This window comes from Streptomyces sp. NBC_01428, from assembly GCF_036231965.1.
In the GTDB taxonomy this organism is placed as follows: domain Bacteria; phylum Actinomycetota; class Actinomycetes; order Streptomycetales; family Streptomycetaceae; genus Streptomyces.
This window is the reverse complement of record NZ_CP109499.1, coordinates 2648200-2663173: the sequence shown is the minus strand read 5'-3', so window position 1 is coordinate 2663173 and position 14974 is coordinate 2648200. Positions and strand designations below refer to the sequence as shown.

The window sequence follows — 14974 nt, the reverse complement described above, 5'->3', positions numbered from 1 at the left end:
GGGTGGCAGGATCGGAGGCATGCCAGACGTGCTCGATGCCACCCCCTACGACGCCCTGTTGCTGCTCTCGTTCGGCGGCCCCGAGGGGCCGGACGACGTGGTCCCGTTCCTGGAGAACGTGACGCGGGGCAGGGGTATCCCCAAGGAGCGGCTCAAGGAGGTGGGGCAGCACTACTTCCTGTTCGACGGGATCAGTCCCATCAACGACCAGAACCGCGCCCTGCTCGACGTGCTGCGCAAGGATTTCGCCGACCACGGCCTCGACCTGCCGGTGTACTGGGGAAACCGGAACTGGGCGCCGTACCTGACCGACACCCTGCGCGAGATGGTCACCGACGGCCGGCGCCGGATCCTGGTCCTGGCCACCAGCGCCTACGCCTCGTACTCGGGCTGCCGGCAGTATCGCGAGGACCTCGCCGGGGCGCTCGCCGCCCTCGAGAGCGAGGGGCTGGAGCTGCCGAGGATCGACAAGCTGCGCCACTACTTCAACCACCCCGGGTTCGTGGAGCCGATGACCGAGGGCGTCCTGCGGTCACTGGCCGAGCTGCCCGAGGAGGTCCGCGCGGACGCGCACCTGGCGTTCACCACGCACTCCATCCCCACCGCCGCGGCGGACACCTCGGGACCGGTCGAGGGCCACGGCGACGGCGGCGCGTACGTCCGTCAGCACCTGGACGTGGCGCGGCTGATCGTGGAGGAGGTGCGCGAGCGGACGGGCGTCGACCACCCCTGGCGGCTCGTCTACCAGTCCCGTTCCGGGGCCCCGCACATCCCGTGGCTGGAGCCGGACATCTGCGACCACCTGGAGGAGCTGCACGGAACCGGTGCCCCGGCCGCCGTGATGGTGCCGATCGGGTTCGTCTCGGACCACATGGAGGTCCTGTACGACCTGGACACGGAGGCACGCGCCAAGGCGGCCGAGCTCGGTCTCCCGGTGCGCCGCTCGGCCACCGTGGGCTCCGATCCCCGGTTCGCCGCCGCGGTTCGTGACCTGGTCCTGGAGCGCGCCGCGGCCCAGAGCGGCCGCAGGGTGACACCGTGTGCCCTGGGCGCCCTGGGTGCGAGCCACGACCTGTGTCCGGTGGGCTGCTGTCCTGCCCGCACGCCCAAGCCCGCCGCCGCGGGCGCCGACAGCCCCTACGCATGAGGAGCCCCGTGACCGCGCCCCTGCAGACCGAACTGCTCCAGCTCGCGCACGAGGCGGCACGCCGCGCCGGCGCGCTGCTGCGGGACGGCCGCCCCGCGGACCTGACGGTCGCCGCCACCAAGTCCAGCCCGATCGACGTCGTCACCGAGATGGACATCGCCGCCGAGAAGCTGATCACCAACCTGATCGCCGAACACCGCCCCCGCGACGGCTTCCTCGGCGAGGAGGGCTCCGCCACCGAGGGCACCAGCGGTATCCGCTGGATCGTCGACCCGCTGGACGGCACGGTCAACTACCTTTACGGACTGCCGACCTGGGCGGTGTCCATCGCGGCCGAACAGGACGGCGAGACCGTCGTCGGCGTCGTCGCGGCCCCGATGCGCGGCGAGACCTACCACGCGGTTCGCGGCCGCGGCGCCCGTGCCACCGGTGCCTGGGTCGGTGAGCGCCGGCTGACCTGCCGCCCGTCACCCTCCCTCGACCAGGCCCTCGTCGCGACCGGCTTCAACTACGTGACCGACGTCAAGGTCCACCAGGCCGACGTCGTCCAGCGGCTCATCCCGCTGGTCCGCGACATCCGCCGCTCCGGCTCGGCGGCGGTCGACCTGTGCGACGTGGCGGCCGGCCGCCTCGACGGGTACTACGAGCGGGGTCTCCACCCCTGGGACCTCGCGGCGGGGGACCTGATCGCCCGTGAGGCGGGCGCGGTGACCGGTGGACGCCCCGGAGAGCGCCCCGGAGGCGATCTCGCGGTCGCTGCCTCCCCGGGCGTCTTCGAGCCCCTCCAGCAGCTCCTGGAGGACTTCGGGGCCTGGCGCGACTGACGCACCGGAGCGGACGCGTCACGCACGGCGACCGGGGGCCACGGCGGCCCGCTGCCTGCCCGGTCACGGAACGCGGCGCGGTCGGACGGCGGCGGAAAACGAAGCGGGACCCCGGCACTGGATCGATACCGGGGTCCCGCTGTCGTGCGTACGGATCAGACGCGCGTCGCGCCCGCGCCGACCTCCACACCGTGCTCGGCGGCGAGGCGGTGCAGGTCGTCCAGCTCGGCCTGCTCTACCTCGGCGAGGAAGTCGTCACCTGTTTCGCGAGCACGCGTCAGGTCGGTCTCGGTCGCCCTTATGCGCTGCAGAAGTCCTGCGGTGAATGCGTCCATGCTGCGCCCCCTCGTCCTGGGTCGTGGGTCGGGTGGCACGGGGGTGTGCCGATCGGAAGGGGCGATCACGTCTCTGAATGGGTGCCGCCCAGCGCAGCCCGGGCTGGGCGGCGACGGTGCCGGACACCCACGCCCGCTCTGCGGAAGCGGTTGGACGTACCACAAGGTGGCTTGCCACGTGCAGAGCGTGATCGCGGGGTGTAAAGCCGTCCTCCCCCCGCTCTCTTCCGTGGAAACCTCAACCCGGCGAGAAAATCCGGCATTCCCGGTCCCGCGCACGGGACGCTCGGCGCCCCACCCGCCTTACAGCCGGTTTATGGCCGAAAAGGGCAGGATGGAGCTCTCATCCGTGACAGACCTGCCCGCGGGGTGCCCGAAGACGCGCCGCGCCGGTGGACAGAGGAAGGACAAGCGACGTGCGCGTACTCGTCGTCGAGGACGAGCAGCTGCTCGCCGATGCGGTGGCCACCGGACTGCGCCGGGAGGCCATGGCCGTCGACGTCGTGTACGACGGCGCGGCCGCCCTGGAGCGCATCGGAGTCAACGACTACGACGTGGTCGTCCTCGACCGCGACCTCCCGCTCGTGCACGGCGACGACGTCTGCCGCCGCATCGTCGAGCTCGGCATGCCCACCCGGGTGCTGATGCTGACCGCGTCGGGAGACGTCAGCGACCGTGTCGAAGGCCTGGAGATCGGCGCCGACGACTACCTCCCCAAGCCCTTCGCCTTCAGCGAGTTGACGGCACGCGTGCGTGCCCTCGGCCGCCGTACGAGCGTGCCGCTGCCCCCCGTCCTGGAGCGCGCCGGCATCAAGCTCGACCCGAACCGCCGCGAGGTGTTCCGGGACGGCAAGGAGGTCCAGCTCGCGCCCAAGGAGTTCGCCGTCCTCGAGGTGCTGCTGCGCAGCGAGGGAGCCGTCGTCTCCGCCGAGCAGCTGCTGGAGAAGGCCTGGGACGAGAACACCGACCCGTTCACGAACGTCGTCCGTGTGACCGTCATGACGCTGCGCCGCAAGCTCGGCGAGCCCGCGGTGATCGTCACCGTGCCCGGCTCCGGCTACAGGATCTGATCCGGGTGGCCACCACTCCCGCGCCGCCCACGGCGCCTCCCAAGCCCACCTGGGACCCCCGTCCCGAACCGCCGTTCCCCTGGCTGCGCCCGACCATCCGCATACGGCTCACGCTGCTCTACGGCGGCATGTTCCTGATCGCGGGCATCCTGCTGCTGTCGATCATCTACCTGCTCGCGGCGCAGGCGCTGAACGTCGGCAGCGAACTTCCGTTCAAGATCACCGAGGGCAAGGTCACGAGCACCATGTGCAACCTGCCCGACAAGGCGTCTCCCGACGTGTTCAACAGCGCGATGAACGACTGCGTCAACGAACAGCGTCAACACGCCCTGGACAACCTGCTCAGCCGCTCCCTGCTGGCTCTGCTCGGTCTCGCCGTCATCGCCTTCGCGTTCGGCTACGCCATGGCGGGCCGGGTGCTGTCGCCGCTCGGGCGCATCACGCGCACCGCACGCGCGGTGGCCGGTTCGGACCTGTCCCGCCGCATCGAACTGGACGGCCCGGACGACGAGTTGAAGGAGCTGGCGGACACCTTCGACGACATGCTGGAACGGCTGCAACGCGCGTTCACCGCCCAGCAGCGCTTCGTCGGCAACGCCTCGCACGAACTGCGCACCCCGCTCGCGATCAACCGCACCCTCCTGGAGGTGCATCTGTCCGATCCGGGCGCACCCGTGGAGCTCCAGCAGCTGGGCAAGACACTGCTCGCGACGAACGAACGCAGTGAGCAGCTGGTCGAGGGCCTGCTGCTGCTCGCCCGCAGCGACAACCAGATCGTCGAGCGCAAGCCCGTGGATCTCGCCGAGGTCGCCACCCAGGCCGTCGACCAGGTGCACGCCGAGGCGGTCGCCAAGAGCGTGAAGATCCGCGGCGAGAGGCATCCGGTGATCGTCCAGGGCAACGGCGTCCTGCTGGAGCGGATCGCCCTGAACCTCGTCCAGAACGCCGTGCGGTACAACGTGCCGGAGGACGGCTGGGTCGAGGTCACCACCGAGGCCGAGCACGGTCAGGCGGTCCTGATCGTGTCGAACACGGGACCGGTCGTTCCCGCGTACGAGGTCGACAATCTTTTCGAGCCTTTCCGGCGGCTGCGCACCGAGCGCACCGGAAGCGACAAGGGTGTGGGCCTCGGCCTGTCGATCGCCCGGTCGGTGGCCCGGGCGCACGGCGGTCACATCGTCGCCCAGCCCCGCGAGGGGGGTGGCCTCGTGATGCGCGTCACCCTTCCTGTCTGAGACCATGTCGCCGACACGCGTTGATGTTCGCTTTGCGCGGAATTTTCTGGTCGCCCACCCGGGCGGCCCGTGTGTGATCGATCACAAGGGCGAATTCGTATCCATCCACTCTCCGTGATCATGCAAGCTGTCGGAAAGCCGGGAAAATCCGGGTTTTCGGGGGTCCTGATCACGGGAAGTACACGGTGGGACGCCTTTGATGTGCGGCCTTCGGACCGTGTACGGTCCGCATCGCCATCCAAGCCGATCACTCATGGGGAGTCCGGTTGGGTGTCGATTGAGTAACAGACCTTGATGTGAGGCAAAATCTCCGCCTCAGGTCGGGCACAAGTCCGGCCTCTCACGCGTTACGTGCGTCGAGACACCGCAGACACCCAGAGGGGGAGAGCTGACATGGCAACGGATTACGACACCCCACGCAAGACCGACGACGACGTCGACTCGGACAGCCTTGAAGAACTGAAGGCTCGCCGGAACGACAAGTCCACGTCGTCCGTCGATGTAGACGAGTTCGAGGCCGCAGAAGGCCTGGAGCTGCCCGGAGCGGACCTCTCGAACGAAGAGCTGGCCGTCCGGGTGCTGCCCAAGCAGCAGGACGAGTTCACTTGCATGAGCTGCTTCCTGGTGCACCACCGCAGTCAGCTGGCCCGCGAGAAGAACGGCCAGCCGATCTGCCGCGACTGCGACTGAGGCAGGGTCGGCCGTGACTGGCTCGACCCCTCCTTGGAAGCGCCGCTTCCCCAGGGGAGCGGACGGAGGGCCCCACGAGGGCCCTGAAGGCGTGCGTGACGACGAGCGGGGCTCTTCCGAACAGGGATCAGCCTCGCTCGACCGAGCGGGCGCCACAGGCGACCTGACGGCCTCGCCGGACACTCCCGCACCCGCCGCGAGGCGGCGTGTGGCCGCGGTCCGGGACGGGGTCAAGAAGGGCGTCCAGAAGAGCGGCAGCCGGGCCAGGGCGGGCCTGGCGTATCTCGCCGACCGGATCATCGATCTCGCCCCGCGTGTTCCCGTTCGGGACCTCGCGACCCTCCGCAAGCAGTTCCCGGGCCTCGGCCCCGAAGAGCTCGCGGACAAGCTCGTGGCGGGTGCCGCCGCCGCGACCTCCACCGTCGGTGCCGGAGTCGGCGCCGCCGCCATGCTGCCGGTGCCGCCCGCCATGCCCACCGAGCTGGCCGCCGAGATCACCGGCGTCGCCGCGATCGAACTCAAACTGATCGCCGAGCTCCACGAGGTCTACGGCATCAGGCCGCCCGGCAACCTCAAGCAGCGCAGCACCGCGTACCTGAACTCCTGGTCGGGCGAGCGCGGGATCGACGTGACCAAGCCCGTGACGATCAATGCCGCGCTCGGCGGTCAGATGAAGCGCGAGCTGCGCCAGCAGATCATGAAGCGGACGGTCCGCGACCTGCCCAACCTCATGCCGTTCATGGTCGGCGCCGCGGTCGGAGCGGTGATGAACCGACGGGACACCAAGCGTCTGGCGGGTCACATCCGCAAGGACCTGCGCAAGATGCAGGTGCCGTGGGACGCCCTCCCGGAGCTTCCTCCGCTGGAGGAGCCGGCCGATCCGCTGCGGATCGGCGAGATCCCCAAAGAGCTGGGGCACTGACGAGCGGACGCCGGGAGCGTTCCCCCAGGGCCTGCCCGTCCGGATCAGGCCCTGGGGGTCATTCGTGCGGCGTGACCGGCCGACCGGATGCCCGCGCCGCTTCCAGGGCGGCGATCAGACGCTCCGGCTCCCGCGTCGACAGGTACAGGTAGGGCGTCGGGTCCGCCGGGTCCGTGACCTGGACGCGCAGGGCGGTCGGGATGTACGAGCGCAGCAGCATGAAGGCGCGGGTGTCGGCCTTGTGCGTGCGCCAGGCGCGCGCCTCCTCCTGGTCCAGGATCTCCGCGTCGCCGAGGGCCGCGACCGGGATCCTCGCGTCGCCGGCGATCAGCGCGTCGCCGACCACCCGGATGCGGATCGAGCCGTACGCGCTGGCCGCGACCGCCGCCACGGCGGTGCCGCCGACGAGGGCCCCCAGCATCGGCAGGGTGCCGAACGGGAGGAAGACCAGGGCCATCGCGAGCCCGACCAGGAAGCTGATCACCCACCACGACTTGGGTGCGGTGAGGCGTTCTTCGTACGGGGATGCGGAGAGCTGCATGAAGCCAAGCTTGGCACGGTGCGAAGACTTGGTGGACGCGCGGGTAAGGTCTGCGCCTGTGAGTGGTACTTCCGCAGCTCTGACGCCTCCCGCCGACGCCGTCGCGCCGGTGCGGCACCCCGACGCGCCCGCTCCCGGTGAGCCCCTCGGAGCACACTACGAACACTGTTTCGGGTGCGGTGGGGGACAGCCCCACGGACTCCATCTGGAGGCCCGCGCGGGTGAGGGTGTCCGCATCACCGCGGAGTTCACCGTGCGGCCCGTGCACCAGGGCGCCCCCGGTCTCGCGCACGGTGGTGTCCTCGCCACCGCGCTGGACGAGACGCTCGGCTCCCTGAACTGGCTGCTGCGGACGATCGCCGTGACGGGGAGGCTGGAGACCGACTTCGTGCGCCCCGTCCCCGTCGACACGGTGCTGTATCTGGAGGCCGAGGTCACCGCGGTGGCCGGCCGGAAGATCTACTGCACCGCCAGCGGTCGGATCGGCGGCCCCGACGGGCCCGTCGCCGTCCGCGCCGACGCCCTGTTCGTCGAGGTGAAGGTCGACCATTTCATCGACAACGGACGCCCGGAGGAGATCCGGGCCGCCATGAACGACCCGGACCAGATCCGGCGAGCCCGTGCCTTCGAGGTGAACCCGTGACCCGTGACCCCCGTCCCGAACTCGACGTGCTGATCCGCCGCGTCGACCCGGACGTCCCGCTTCCGGAGTACGCGCTCCCCGGCGACGCCGGGGCGGATCTCCGGACCACCGAGAGCCGCGAGCTCAAGCCCGGTGAACGGGCCGTTCTGCCGACGGGTGTGTCCATCGCGCTGCCCGAGGGCTACGCGGCCTTCGTGCACCCGCGCTCCGGCCTCGCCGCCCGCTGCGGCGTCGCCCTCGTGAATGCCCCGGGGACGGTTGATGCCGGGTACCGTGGGGAGATCAAGGTGATCGTGGTGAATCTCGACCCGCACGAGGTGGTGCGGTTCGAGCGCTTCGACCGGATTGCTCAACTGGTCGTCCAGCAGGTCGAGAAGGTTCGCTTCCGGGAGGTCGCGGAACTCCCCGACTCGGCGCGGGCCGCAGGGGGCTTCGGGTCCACCGGCGGCCATGCCGTCATGGACAGCACAACGGGTGGGAATCGATACGCTTCGGTCGTATCCGACCGGGAAGGACAGTGACGTGTTCGGACGTCGCAAGAAGGGCAGTGCCGCCGAGGACGCGGCGGGCGAGGCCGAGCAGGTCGTCGACGGCGTCGACTCTGAGGCGGACGAGAACGAGGGCCGCGAGCGCGTGCGCCTCGAACCCGAGCCGCGCCCCGATGGACCCTGGGACGGCACCGAGGTCCGTGACCCCTCCGAGGGCCGCGTGGACCTGGGTGGTCTCTTCGTGCCCGGAGTGGACGGCATGGAGCTGCGTGTCGAGGTCGCGGGTGACGCGATCGTCGCCGCGACCGTCGTCCTGAAGGACAGCGCCGTGCAGCTGCAGGCCTTCGCCGCTCCCAAGCGCGAGGGCATCTGGGGCGAGGTGCGCGAGGAGATCGCCTCCGGGATCACCCAGCAGGGCGGGGTCATCGACGAGGTCGAAGGCCCGCTGGGCTGGGAGCTGCGGGCCCAGGTGCCCGTGCAGCTGCCGGACGGCACGGGCGGTTTCCAGGTCGTGCGCTTCGTCGGCGTGGACGGCCCCCGCTGGTTCCTGCGCGGAGTGATCTCCGGGCAGGGCGCGGTGCAGCCGCAGGCCGCGGGCCTGCTGGAGCAGATCTTCCGGGACACGGTCGTCGTGCGCGGTGAGGGTCCGATGGCCCCCCGTGACCCGATCGTCCTGAAGCTGCCGAACGACGCGCAGATGGTTCCCGAGGGTGTCCAGCAGGAGGAGCAGAGCGGGTCCCGCTTCTCCGGCGGCATGGGACAGCTGCAGCGCGGACCGGAGATCACCGAGGTTCGCTAGCCGGTCATCAGGCGGGCCGCATCCCCATCGGGATGCGGCCCTTTCCTGTGTCCGGGGTTCCCGTGGGTATCCCGAGGGCCGGGGCCCGGGCGGGGCGGTCCTCTCAAGTTCTCCTACGTGAACGGCAGTTGAGCAGCGGGTCTTTCTTCAGACCTTGACGGAAGTCTGGTCCGTACCTATGGTCACCGGCCAGCGCACATGTTCAGCATTCCATGCGTCGTTCACATACAAGAACGGATGGCTCTGCATGTCCGACACCCCCACACCCCGGCGCCGCCGACGGCGTCCCGTGTTCCTCGTCATGGCGGCCGCAGCCACCGCCGCGCTCGTCGGAACGCTCCTGTCCGGTCCCGGCGCACACCGCGCCGAGGCCGCGCCCGCGACCTTCGTCCACCCCGGAGTCACCGTCTCCAAGGGTCAGTTGGACTTCGCCCGCACCCAGGTACTGGCCGGCGCGCAACCCTGGAAGGGCGCCTACGACCAGATGATGGCGAGCAGGTACGCCTCGCTCACCCGCACCCCCGCGCCGCGCGCCACCGTCGAGTGCGGCTCGTACTCCAACCCCAACTACGGCTGTACGGACGAGCGCGAGGACGCCATCGCCGCGTACACCGACGCACTCGCCTGGTACGTCACCCGCGACGAGCGCTACGCGAAGAAGGCCATCGAGCTGATGGACGCCTGGTCCGGCGTGATCAAGGACCACACCAACAGCAACGCGCCCCTGCAGACCGGCTGGGCCGGCTCCTCCTGGCCCAAGGCCGCCGAGATCATCAAGTACACGTACACCGGCTCCTGGGCCAACTCGGGCCGCTTCGCGACCATGCTGCGCACCGTGTACCTGCCCGAGATCATCAACGGCTCCAACTCCAACGGGAACTGGGAGCTGTCGATGATGGAGGCCGCCGTCGGCATCTCCGTCTTCCTGGAGGACAAGACGTCGTACGACAAGGCCATGGCGAAGTTCCGGACGCGCACCGCCGCGTACGTCTACCTGTCCAGCGACGGTTCCGTGCCCAAGACGGTGCCGAGCCAGAACCTCGACACCACGGCCAAGATCGTCAGCTACTGGCAGGGGCAGTCCACCTTCGTCACCGGGCTCACCCAGGAGACCTGCCGCGACTTCACGCACACCGGGTACGGCATCTCCGCCATCTCGCACATCGCCGAGACCAGCCGGATCCAGGGCCAGGACCTGTACGGCACCGACGTGGGGGAGAGGCTGCGGCAGGCGCTCGGATTCCAGGCGAAGTACCAGCTCGGCGCGGCCGTCCCGAGCTCGCTGTGCGGCGGCTCGCTCAACCTCGGGCTCGGTCCCGTCACCGAGGTCGGCTACAACGCCCTGCACAACCGCCTGGGCATCGCGATGACCAACACCCAGAACCTCACCCAGCAGAACCGCCCGGCCGGCAGCAACAACCTGTTCGTCGCGTGGGAGACCCTGACGCACGGCGACAATCCCGCGTGAACCGAAACGAGGGTCTCGTGCGATGAACCATTGAGGGACCGGGCGTCGGGTCGCGATACTGGCGCCCGGTCCACGGGGGATCACGGGGAGGGAACATGAGCCAGATCGTCACCGGTGCGGGCACCGCCACCGACACCATGCTGCGCGTCGAGAACGTCCATCGTACGTACGGCACCGGAGCCGCCGCCGTGCACGCGCTGCGCGGCGTCTCCTTCGACGTGCCGCGCGGGGAACTCGTCGCCCTGAAGGGCCGCTCCGGTTCGGGCAAGACCACCCTGCTCAACGTCGTCGGAGGACTCGACTCGCCGGACGCGGGCCGCGTCGTCGTGGACGGCCTCGACCTCTCCACGCTCGACGAGGGCGGTCTCCTCGGCCTGCGCCGCGACCGCATCGGCTTCGTCTTCCAGTCCTTCGGCCTGATCCCCATCCTCACCGCCGCGGAGAACGTCGGGGTGCCGCTGCGGCTGCGCCGGGCCGCGACCCGCGAGCGTGAGGAGCGTGTCGAGCTGCTGCTCTCCCTCGTCGGCCTCACCGACCACGCGGCCCAGCGCCCCGGGGAGCTGTCCGGGGGCCAGCAGCAGCGCGTGGCCATCGCCCGCGCCCTGGCCAACGAGCCGGCCCTGCTCATAGCCGACGAGCCCACCGGCCAGCTGGACGCGGAGACCGGCCACGCCGTGATGGAGCTGATGCGCGCCGTCGTCCACAGCCAGCAGGTGACCGCCCTGGTCGCCACCCACGACGCGACCCTGCTGGACCTCGCCGACCGGGTGCTGGAGCTGAGCGACGGCGAGCTGATCGAGCACTGACCGAGCACTAGGGGGCGGCGTCCGGGTCTCGCCTCGGCACGTCGCGGGGCGCGGCCCGCCGTGCGGGGCCGTTCGGGCATCAGAGTTGCGTCAAGGACGTCCTCCGACCGGCCTCTCGTCCCCTTTGCCGGAATTCCTGGCCGTAAGGTCGACGCTGCGTACACGGCGGTGACAGGAAGACAATAGGACTCATGGGACGCGGCAAGCTTCGGATCTATCTCGGTGCGGCACCGGGCGTCGGCAAGACGTACGCGATGCTCTCCGAGGCGCACCGCCGCGTCGAGCGCGGGACCGACTGCGTGGTGGCGTTCGTCGAGCACCATCACCGGCCCCGCACCGAGGTGATGCTGCACGGACTGGAGCAGGTCCCGCGCCGGGAGCTGGAGTACCGGGGCGGCGCCTTCACCGAGATGGACGTCGACGCGGTGCTCGACCGCGCCCCCGCCGTCGCCCTGGTGGACGAACTGGCCCATACGAACGTCCCCGGCTCGCGCAACGCCAAGCGCTGGCAGGACGTGGAGGAACTGCTCGCCGCCGGCATCGACGTGGTCTCCACCGTCAACATCCAGCACCTGGAGTCACTCGGCGACGTCGTCGAGTCGATAACGGGGGTGCGGCAGCGGGAGACCGTGCCCGACGAGGTGGTCCGGCGGGCCGACCAGATCGAGCTGGTCGACATGTCGCCACCCGCGCTCCGTCGCCGTATGGCCCACGGCAACATCTACAAGTCGGACAAGGTCGATGCCGCGCTGTCCAACTACTTCCGGCCGGGCAACCTCACGGCCCTGCGTGAGCTCGCGCTGCTCTGGGTCGCCGACCGGGTCGACGAGTACCTGACCGAGTACCGCAGCGAGCACCGGGTCTCGAAGATCTGGGGTTCACGGGAGCGGATCGTCGTCGGACTGACCGGCGGCCCCGAGGGACGGACGCTGATCCGGCGGGCCGCGCGGCTCGCAGAGAAGGGCGCCGGAGGCGAGGTGATGGCCGTCTACATCGCGCGCAGCGACGGGCTGACCGCCGCCTCACCGAAGGAGCTGGCCCTCCAGCGCACCCTGGTCGAGGACCTGGGCGGCACCTTCCACCACGTGGTGGGCGACGACATACCCGCCTCCCTGCTGGACTTCGCGCGCGGGGTCAACGCCACCCAGATCGTCCTCGGCTCCTCGCGCCGCAAGACCTGGCAGTACGTCTTCGGGCCGGGCGTCGGTGTCACCGTCGCCCGCGAGTCGGGACCCGACCTGGACGTCCACATCGTCACCCACGAGGAGGTCGCCAAGGGCCGGGGGCTGCCCGTGGCGCGCGGGGCCCGGCTCGGGCGCTCCCGGATCATCTGGGGCTGGCTGATCGGGGTGGGCGGCCCGGTGGTGCTGGCGCTGCTGCTGAACACCATCGACCTCGGCCTCGCCAACGACATGCTGCTCTTCCTGGCCGTCACGGTCGCGGCCGCCCTGCTCGGCGGACTCCTCCCGGCGCTCGCCTCCGCCGCCTTCGGATCCCTGCTCCTGAACTACTTCTACACACCCCCCTTGCACCGGCTGACGGTCGCGGACCCGAAGAACATCGTCGCCATCGTGATCTTCGTGGGTGTCGCCGTCTCCGTCGCCTCGGTGGTGGACCTGGCGGCCCGCCGTACCCACCAGGCGGCGCGGCTGCGCGCCGAGTCGGAGATCCTCTCCTTCCTCGCGGGCAGCGTGCTGCGCGGCGAGACCAGCCTGGAGGCCCTGCTGGAGCGGGTCCGCGAGACCTTCGCGATGGAGTCCGTCGCGCTGCTGGAGCGGGTGAACGACGTCGAACCGTGGACCTGCGCCGGCAGCGTCGGACCGGATCCCTCGGCCCGTCCCGAGGACGCGGACGTGGACATGCCCGTCGGCGACCACATGGCGCTCGCCCTGTCCGGGCGGGTGCTGCCCGCCTCCGACCGCCGGGTGCTGGCGGCCTTCGCCGCCCAGGCCGCGGTCGTGCTCGACCGCCAGCGTCTCCAGCACGAGGCCGACCAGGCCAAGGAGCTGGCCGAGGGCAACCGCATCCGCACCGCCCTGCTGGCCGCCGTCAGCCACGACCTGCGCACCCCGCTCGCCGGGATCAAGGCCTCGGTGTCGTCGCTGCGCTCGGACGACGTCGCCTGGTCCGAGGAGGACCAGGCCGAACTCCTGGAAGGCATCGAGGACGGCGCCGACCGCCTCGACCACCTCGTGGGCAACCTGCTGGACATGTCCCGGCTCCAGACCGGCACCGTCGCCCCGCTGATCCGCGAGATCGACCTCGACGAGGTGGTCCCCATGGCGCTCGGCGGTGTCCCCGAGGACAGCGTGGACCTGGAGATCCCCGAGAGCCTGCCGATGGTCGCCGTCGACGCCGGACTCCTGGAGCGCGCCGTCGCCAACCTCGTCGAGAACGCCGTCAAGTACAGCCCCCTCGACGCGAGGGTCATGGTCGCCGCGAGCGCCATCGCCGACCGGGTCGAGGTCCGGGTGGTCGACCGCGGCCCCGGCGTCCCGGACGAGGCCAAGGACCGCATCTTCGCGCCCTTCCAGCGCTACGGTGACGCCCCGCGCGGCAACGGAGTGGGCCTCGGCCTCGCCGTCGCCCGCGGCTTCACCGAGGCCATGGGCGGCACCCTCAACGCCGAGGACACCCCCGGCGGCGGACTCACCATGGTGCTCACGCTGCGGGCCGTGGCCCGCAGACCCGGCGTGGCCGCCCCGTCAGCAGTCGCAGAAAGGCAGGCCTCATGACCCGGGTCCTCGTGGTCGACGACGAGCCGCAGATCACCCGAGCCCTCGTGATCAACCTGAAGGCACGCAAGTACGAGGTCGACGCGGCCCCCGACGGAGCCACCGCGCTGCAGCTCGCCGCCGCCCGGCACCCCGACGTCATCGTCCTCGACCTCGGCCTGCCCGACATGGACGGCGTCGAGGTGATCAGGGGGCTGCGCGGCTGGACCCGGGTGCCGATCCTGGTGCTGTCCGCCCGGCACTCCTCCGACGAGAAGGTCGAGGCGCTCGACGCGGGCGCCGACGACTACGTCACCAAGCCCTTCGGCATGGACGAGCTGCTCGCCCGGCTGCGCGCCGCGGTCCGCCGCGCGGAGCCCACGGGGGGAGGCGAGGACGACGTGATCGTGGAGACCGCGGGGTTCACCGTCGACCTGGCGGCGAAGAAGGTGCACCGCGACGGCCGGGACGTCCGCCTCACCCCCACCGAGTGGCACCTGCTGGAGGTCCTGGTCCGCAACACGGGCCGGCTCGTCAGCCAGAAGCAGCTCCTCCAGGAGGTGTGGGGACCCTCGTACGGGACGGAGACGAACTACCTGAGGGTCTACATGGCCCAGCTGCGCCGCAAGCTGGAGGCGGACCCCTCGCACCCCAAGCACTTCATGACCGAGCCGGGAATGGGCTACCGGTTCGAGCGGTGACCCGCCTTCCCGTTCGAGGCGGGACGGGTAGCGCGGTGCGCGGACGCGGGGGAACGCCGGTTCGGGCGATCACGCGCGTGCATGTACGGAACGTGACGCCGCCGGCGGTCCCGGCGACCCCCGCGGGCCCCGGTTCGCCCCGGGGAAGCGTGGGTACGTAGGTGTCAACGCTCACCGGTAGGCTTTCGGTATGAGTGCTGTTCCTCGTTCCGAAAAGCCGGCGGGCCGGTTCCGGCGCATGATGGACCGGCTCTCCTCGACCCAGGAGGACCTGGAGTCCGAGGAGCTGCGGGAGGACACCGCGACCGCGGGCTGCACCCGTATCGGCGACTGCCAGGACCGGCAGATCGTCACGGTTACTGGTACCTTGCGCACGGTCACTCTGCGGCCGCGGGCCGGTGTCCCGGCCCTGGAGGCCGAGCTGTTCGACGGCTCGGCCGCCCTGGACGTGGTCTGGCTCGGCCGCCGCTCCATCGTCGGCATCGAGCCCGGGCGCAAGCTCATCGCTTCCGGCCGCATCTCGATGAGCCGGGGCCGTAGGGTGCTGTTCAATCCGAAGTACGAACTCAGACCGCTCGGACGGGAGTAGCC

General features: G+C 70.6%; 16 protein-coding genes. 14 read left to right on the top strand and 2 right to left on the bottom strand.

Annotated features, from left to right (window positions below; translation table 11 throughout):
• Nucleotides 1-19: 19 nt before the first annotated feature.
• Both OG406_RS11475 and OG406_RS11470 read left to right on the top strand, forming a co-directional pair.
• The gene (locus OG406_RS11475) at nucleotides 20-1147 is read left to right on the top strand and encodes a ferrochelatase (protein ID WP_329185585.1); all 1128 of its coding nucleotides are present in this window, start codon (nucleotides 20-22) and stop codon (nucleotides 1145-1147) included.
• Between the two features lie 8 nt (nucleotides 1148-1155).
• Complete coding sequence (locus OG406_RS11470) at nucleotides 1156-1971, top strand: inositol monophosphatase family protein (RefSeq protein ID WP_266617169.1); 816 nt, start codon at nucleotides 1156-1158, stop codon at nucleotides 1969-1971.
• A 155-nt stretch (nucleotides 1972-2126) separates the two neighbouring features.
• Here OG406_RS11470 and OG406_RS11465 read toward each other — a convergent pair whose 3' ends face one another.
• Complete coding sequence (locus OG406_RS11465; protein WP_081219847.1) at nucleotides 2127-2306, bottom strand: hypothetical protein; 180 nt, start codon at nucleotides 2304-2306, stop codon at nucleotides 2127-2129.
• A 416-nt stretch (nucleotides 2307-2722) separates the two neighbouring features.
• Here OG406_RS11465 and OG406_RS11460 point away from each other — a divergent pair, with 416 nt between their 5' ends.
• The 4 genes from OG406_RS11460 (at nucleotide 2723) to OG406_RS11445 (ending at nucleotide 6223) form a co-directional block, all read left to right on the top strand.
• Complete coding sequence (locus OG406_RS11460) at nucleotides 2723-3376, top strand: response regulator transcription factor (protein ID WP_164375176.1); 654 nt, start codon at nucleotides 2723-2725, stop codon at nucleotides 3374-3376.
• 5 nt (nucleotides 3377-3381) lie between these two features.
• On the top strand, nucleotides 3382-4611 hold the full coding sequence (locus OG406_RS11455) for a sensor histidine kinase (RefSeq protein WP_164375175.1): 1230 nt from the start codon (nucleotides 3382-3384) through the stop codon (nucleotides 4609-4611).
• 393 nt (nucleotides 4612-5004) lie between these two features.
• Nucleotides 5005-5301 (top strand): DUF4193 domain-containing protein, encoded by a 297-nt coding sequence (locus tag OG406_RS11450; protein ID WP_003997302.1) that lies wholly within the window; start codon nucleotides 5005-5007, stop codon nucleotides 5299-5301.
• A 13-nt stretch (nucleotides 5302-5314) separates the two neighbouring features.
• On the top strand, nucleotides 5315-6223 hold the full coding sequence (locus OG406_RS11445) for a hypothetical protein (RefSeq protein ID WP_266617170.1): 909 nt from the start codon (nucleotides 5315-5317) through the stop codon (nucleotides 6221-6223).
• Nucleotides 6224-6281: 58 nt separating this feature from the next.
• Here OG406_RS11445 and OG406_RS11440 read toward each other — a convergent pair whose 3' ends face one another.
• A complete protein-coding gene (locus tag OG406_RS11440; protein ID WP_081219851.1) occupies nucleotides 6282-6764 on the bottom strand; it encodes a DUF3093 domain-containing protein in 483 nt (160 codons plus the stop codon).
• 58 nt (nucleotides 6765-6822) lie between these two features.
• Between OG406_RS11440 and OG406_RS11435 the strand changes: the two genes are divergently transcribed.
• The 8 genes from OG406_RS11435 to OG406_RS11400 all read left to right on the top strand — a co-directional run bounded on the left by OG406_RS11435 (nucleotide 6823) and on the right by OG406_RS11400 (nucleotide 14972).
• Nucleotides 6823-7407, top strand: coding sequence for a PaaI family thioesterase (locus tag OG406_RS11435; protein WP_164375173.1), 585 nt, complete (start codon nucleotides 6823-6825; stop codon nucleotides 7405-7407).
• Nucleotides 7404-7928: a dUTP diphosphatase gene (dut, locus tag OG406_RS11430; RefSeq protein ID WP_081219853.1), complete on the top strand. Its 525-nt coding sequence runs from the start codon at nucleotides 7404-7406 to the stop codon at nucleotides 7926-7928. The genes OG406_RS11435 and dut overlap by 4 nt, the downstream gene beginning before the upstream one ends.
• Nucleotide 7929: 1 nt before the next feature.
• On the top strand, nucleotides 7930-8694 hold the full coding sequence (locus tag OG406_RS11425; RefSeq protein ID WP_164375172.1) for a DUF3710 domain-containing protein: 765 nt from the start codon (nucleotides 7930-7932) through the stop codon (nucleotides 8692-8694).
• 247 nt (nucleotides 8695-8941) lie between these two features.
• The gene (locus OG406_RS11420) at nucleotides 8942-10162 is read left to right on the top strand and encodes an alginate lyase family protein (protein ID WP_329185580.1); all 1221 of its coding nucleotides are present in this window, start codon (nucleotides 8942-8944) and stop codon (nucleotides 10160-10162) included.
• Nucleotides 10163-10257: 95 nt separating this feature from the next.
• A complete protein-coding gene (locus OG406_RS11415) occupies nucleotides 10258-10968 on the top strand; it encodes an ABC transporter ATP-binding protein (protein WP_164375170.1) in 711 nt (236 codons plus the stop codon).
• Between the two features lie 191 nt (nucleotides 10969-11159).
• A complete protein-coding gene (locus OG406_RS11410; protein WP_164375169.1) occupies nucleotides 11160-13703 on the top strand; it encodes an ATP-binding protein in 2544 nt (847 codons plus the stop codon).
• The gene (locus OG406_RS11405; protein ID WP_164375168.1) at nucleotides 13700-14383 is read left to right on the top strand and encodes a response regulator; all 684 of its coding nucleotides are present in this window, start codon (nucleotides 13700-13702) and stop codon (nucleotides 14381-14383) included. Before OG406_RS11410 ends, OG406_RS11405 begins: the two co-directional genes overlap by 4 nt.
• Nucleotides 14384-14573: 190 nt before the next feature.
• Complete coding sequence (locus tag OG406_RS11400) at nucleotides 14574-14972, top strand: OB-fold nucleic acid binding domain-containing protein (RefSeq protein WP_081219859.1); 399 nt, start codon at nucleotides 14574-14576, stop codon at nucleotides 14970-14972.
• Nucleotides 14973-14974: the final 2 nt, after the last annotated feature.

Excerpts from the sequence above, each read along its gene's own strand:
- OG406_RS11450 (WP_003997302.1), top strand. The coding sequence starts at position 5,005 with ATGGCAACGGATTACGACACCCCACGCAAGACCGACGACGACGTCGAC.
- OG406_RS11420 (WP_329185580.1), top strand. The coding sequence starts at position 8,942 with ATGTCCGACACCCCCACACCCCGGCGCCGCCGACGGCGTCCCGTGTTC.
- OG406_RS11465 (WP_081219847.1), bottom strand. The coding sequence starts at position 2,306 with ATGGACGCATTCACCGCAGGACTTCTGCAGCGCATAAGGGCGACCGAG.
- OG406_RS11475 (WP_329185585.1), top strand. The coding sequence starts at position 20 with ATGCCAGACGTGCTCGATGCCACCCCCTACGACGCCCTGTTGCTGCTC.
- OG406_RS11440 (WP_081219851.1), bottom strand. The coding sequence starts at position 6,764 with ATGCAGCTCTCCGCATCCCCGTACGAAGAACGCCTCACCGCACCCAAG.
- OG406_RS11415 (WP_164375170.1), top strand. The coding sequence starts at position 10,258 with ATGAGCCAGATCGTCACCGGTGCGGGCACCGCCACCGACACCATGCTG.
- OG406_RS11400 (WP_081219859.1), top strand. The coding sequence starts at position 14,574 with ATGAGTGCTGTTCCTCGTTCCGAAAAGCCGGCGGGCCGGTTCCGGCGC.
- OG406_RS11410 (WP_164375169.1), top strand. The coding sequence starts at position 11,160 with ATGGGACGCGGCAAGCTTCGGATCTATCTCGGTGCGGCACCGGGCGTC.
- OG406_RS11405 (WP_164375168.1), top strand. The coding sequence starts at position 13,700 with ATGACCCGGGTCCTCGTGGTCGACGACGAGCCGCAGATCACCCGAGCC.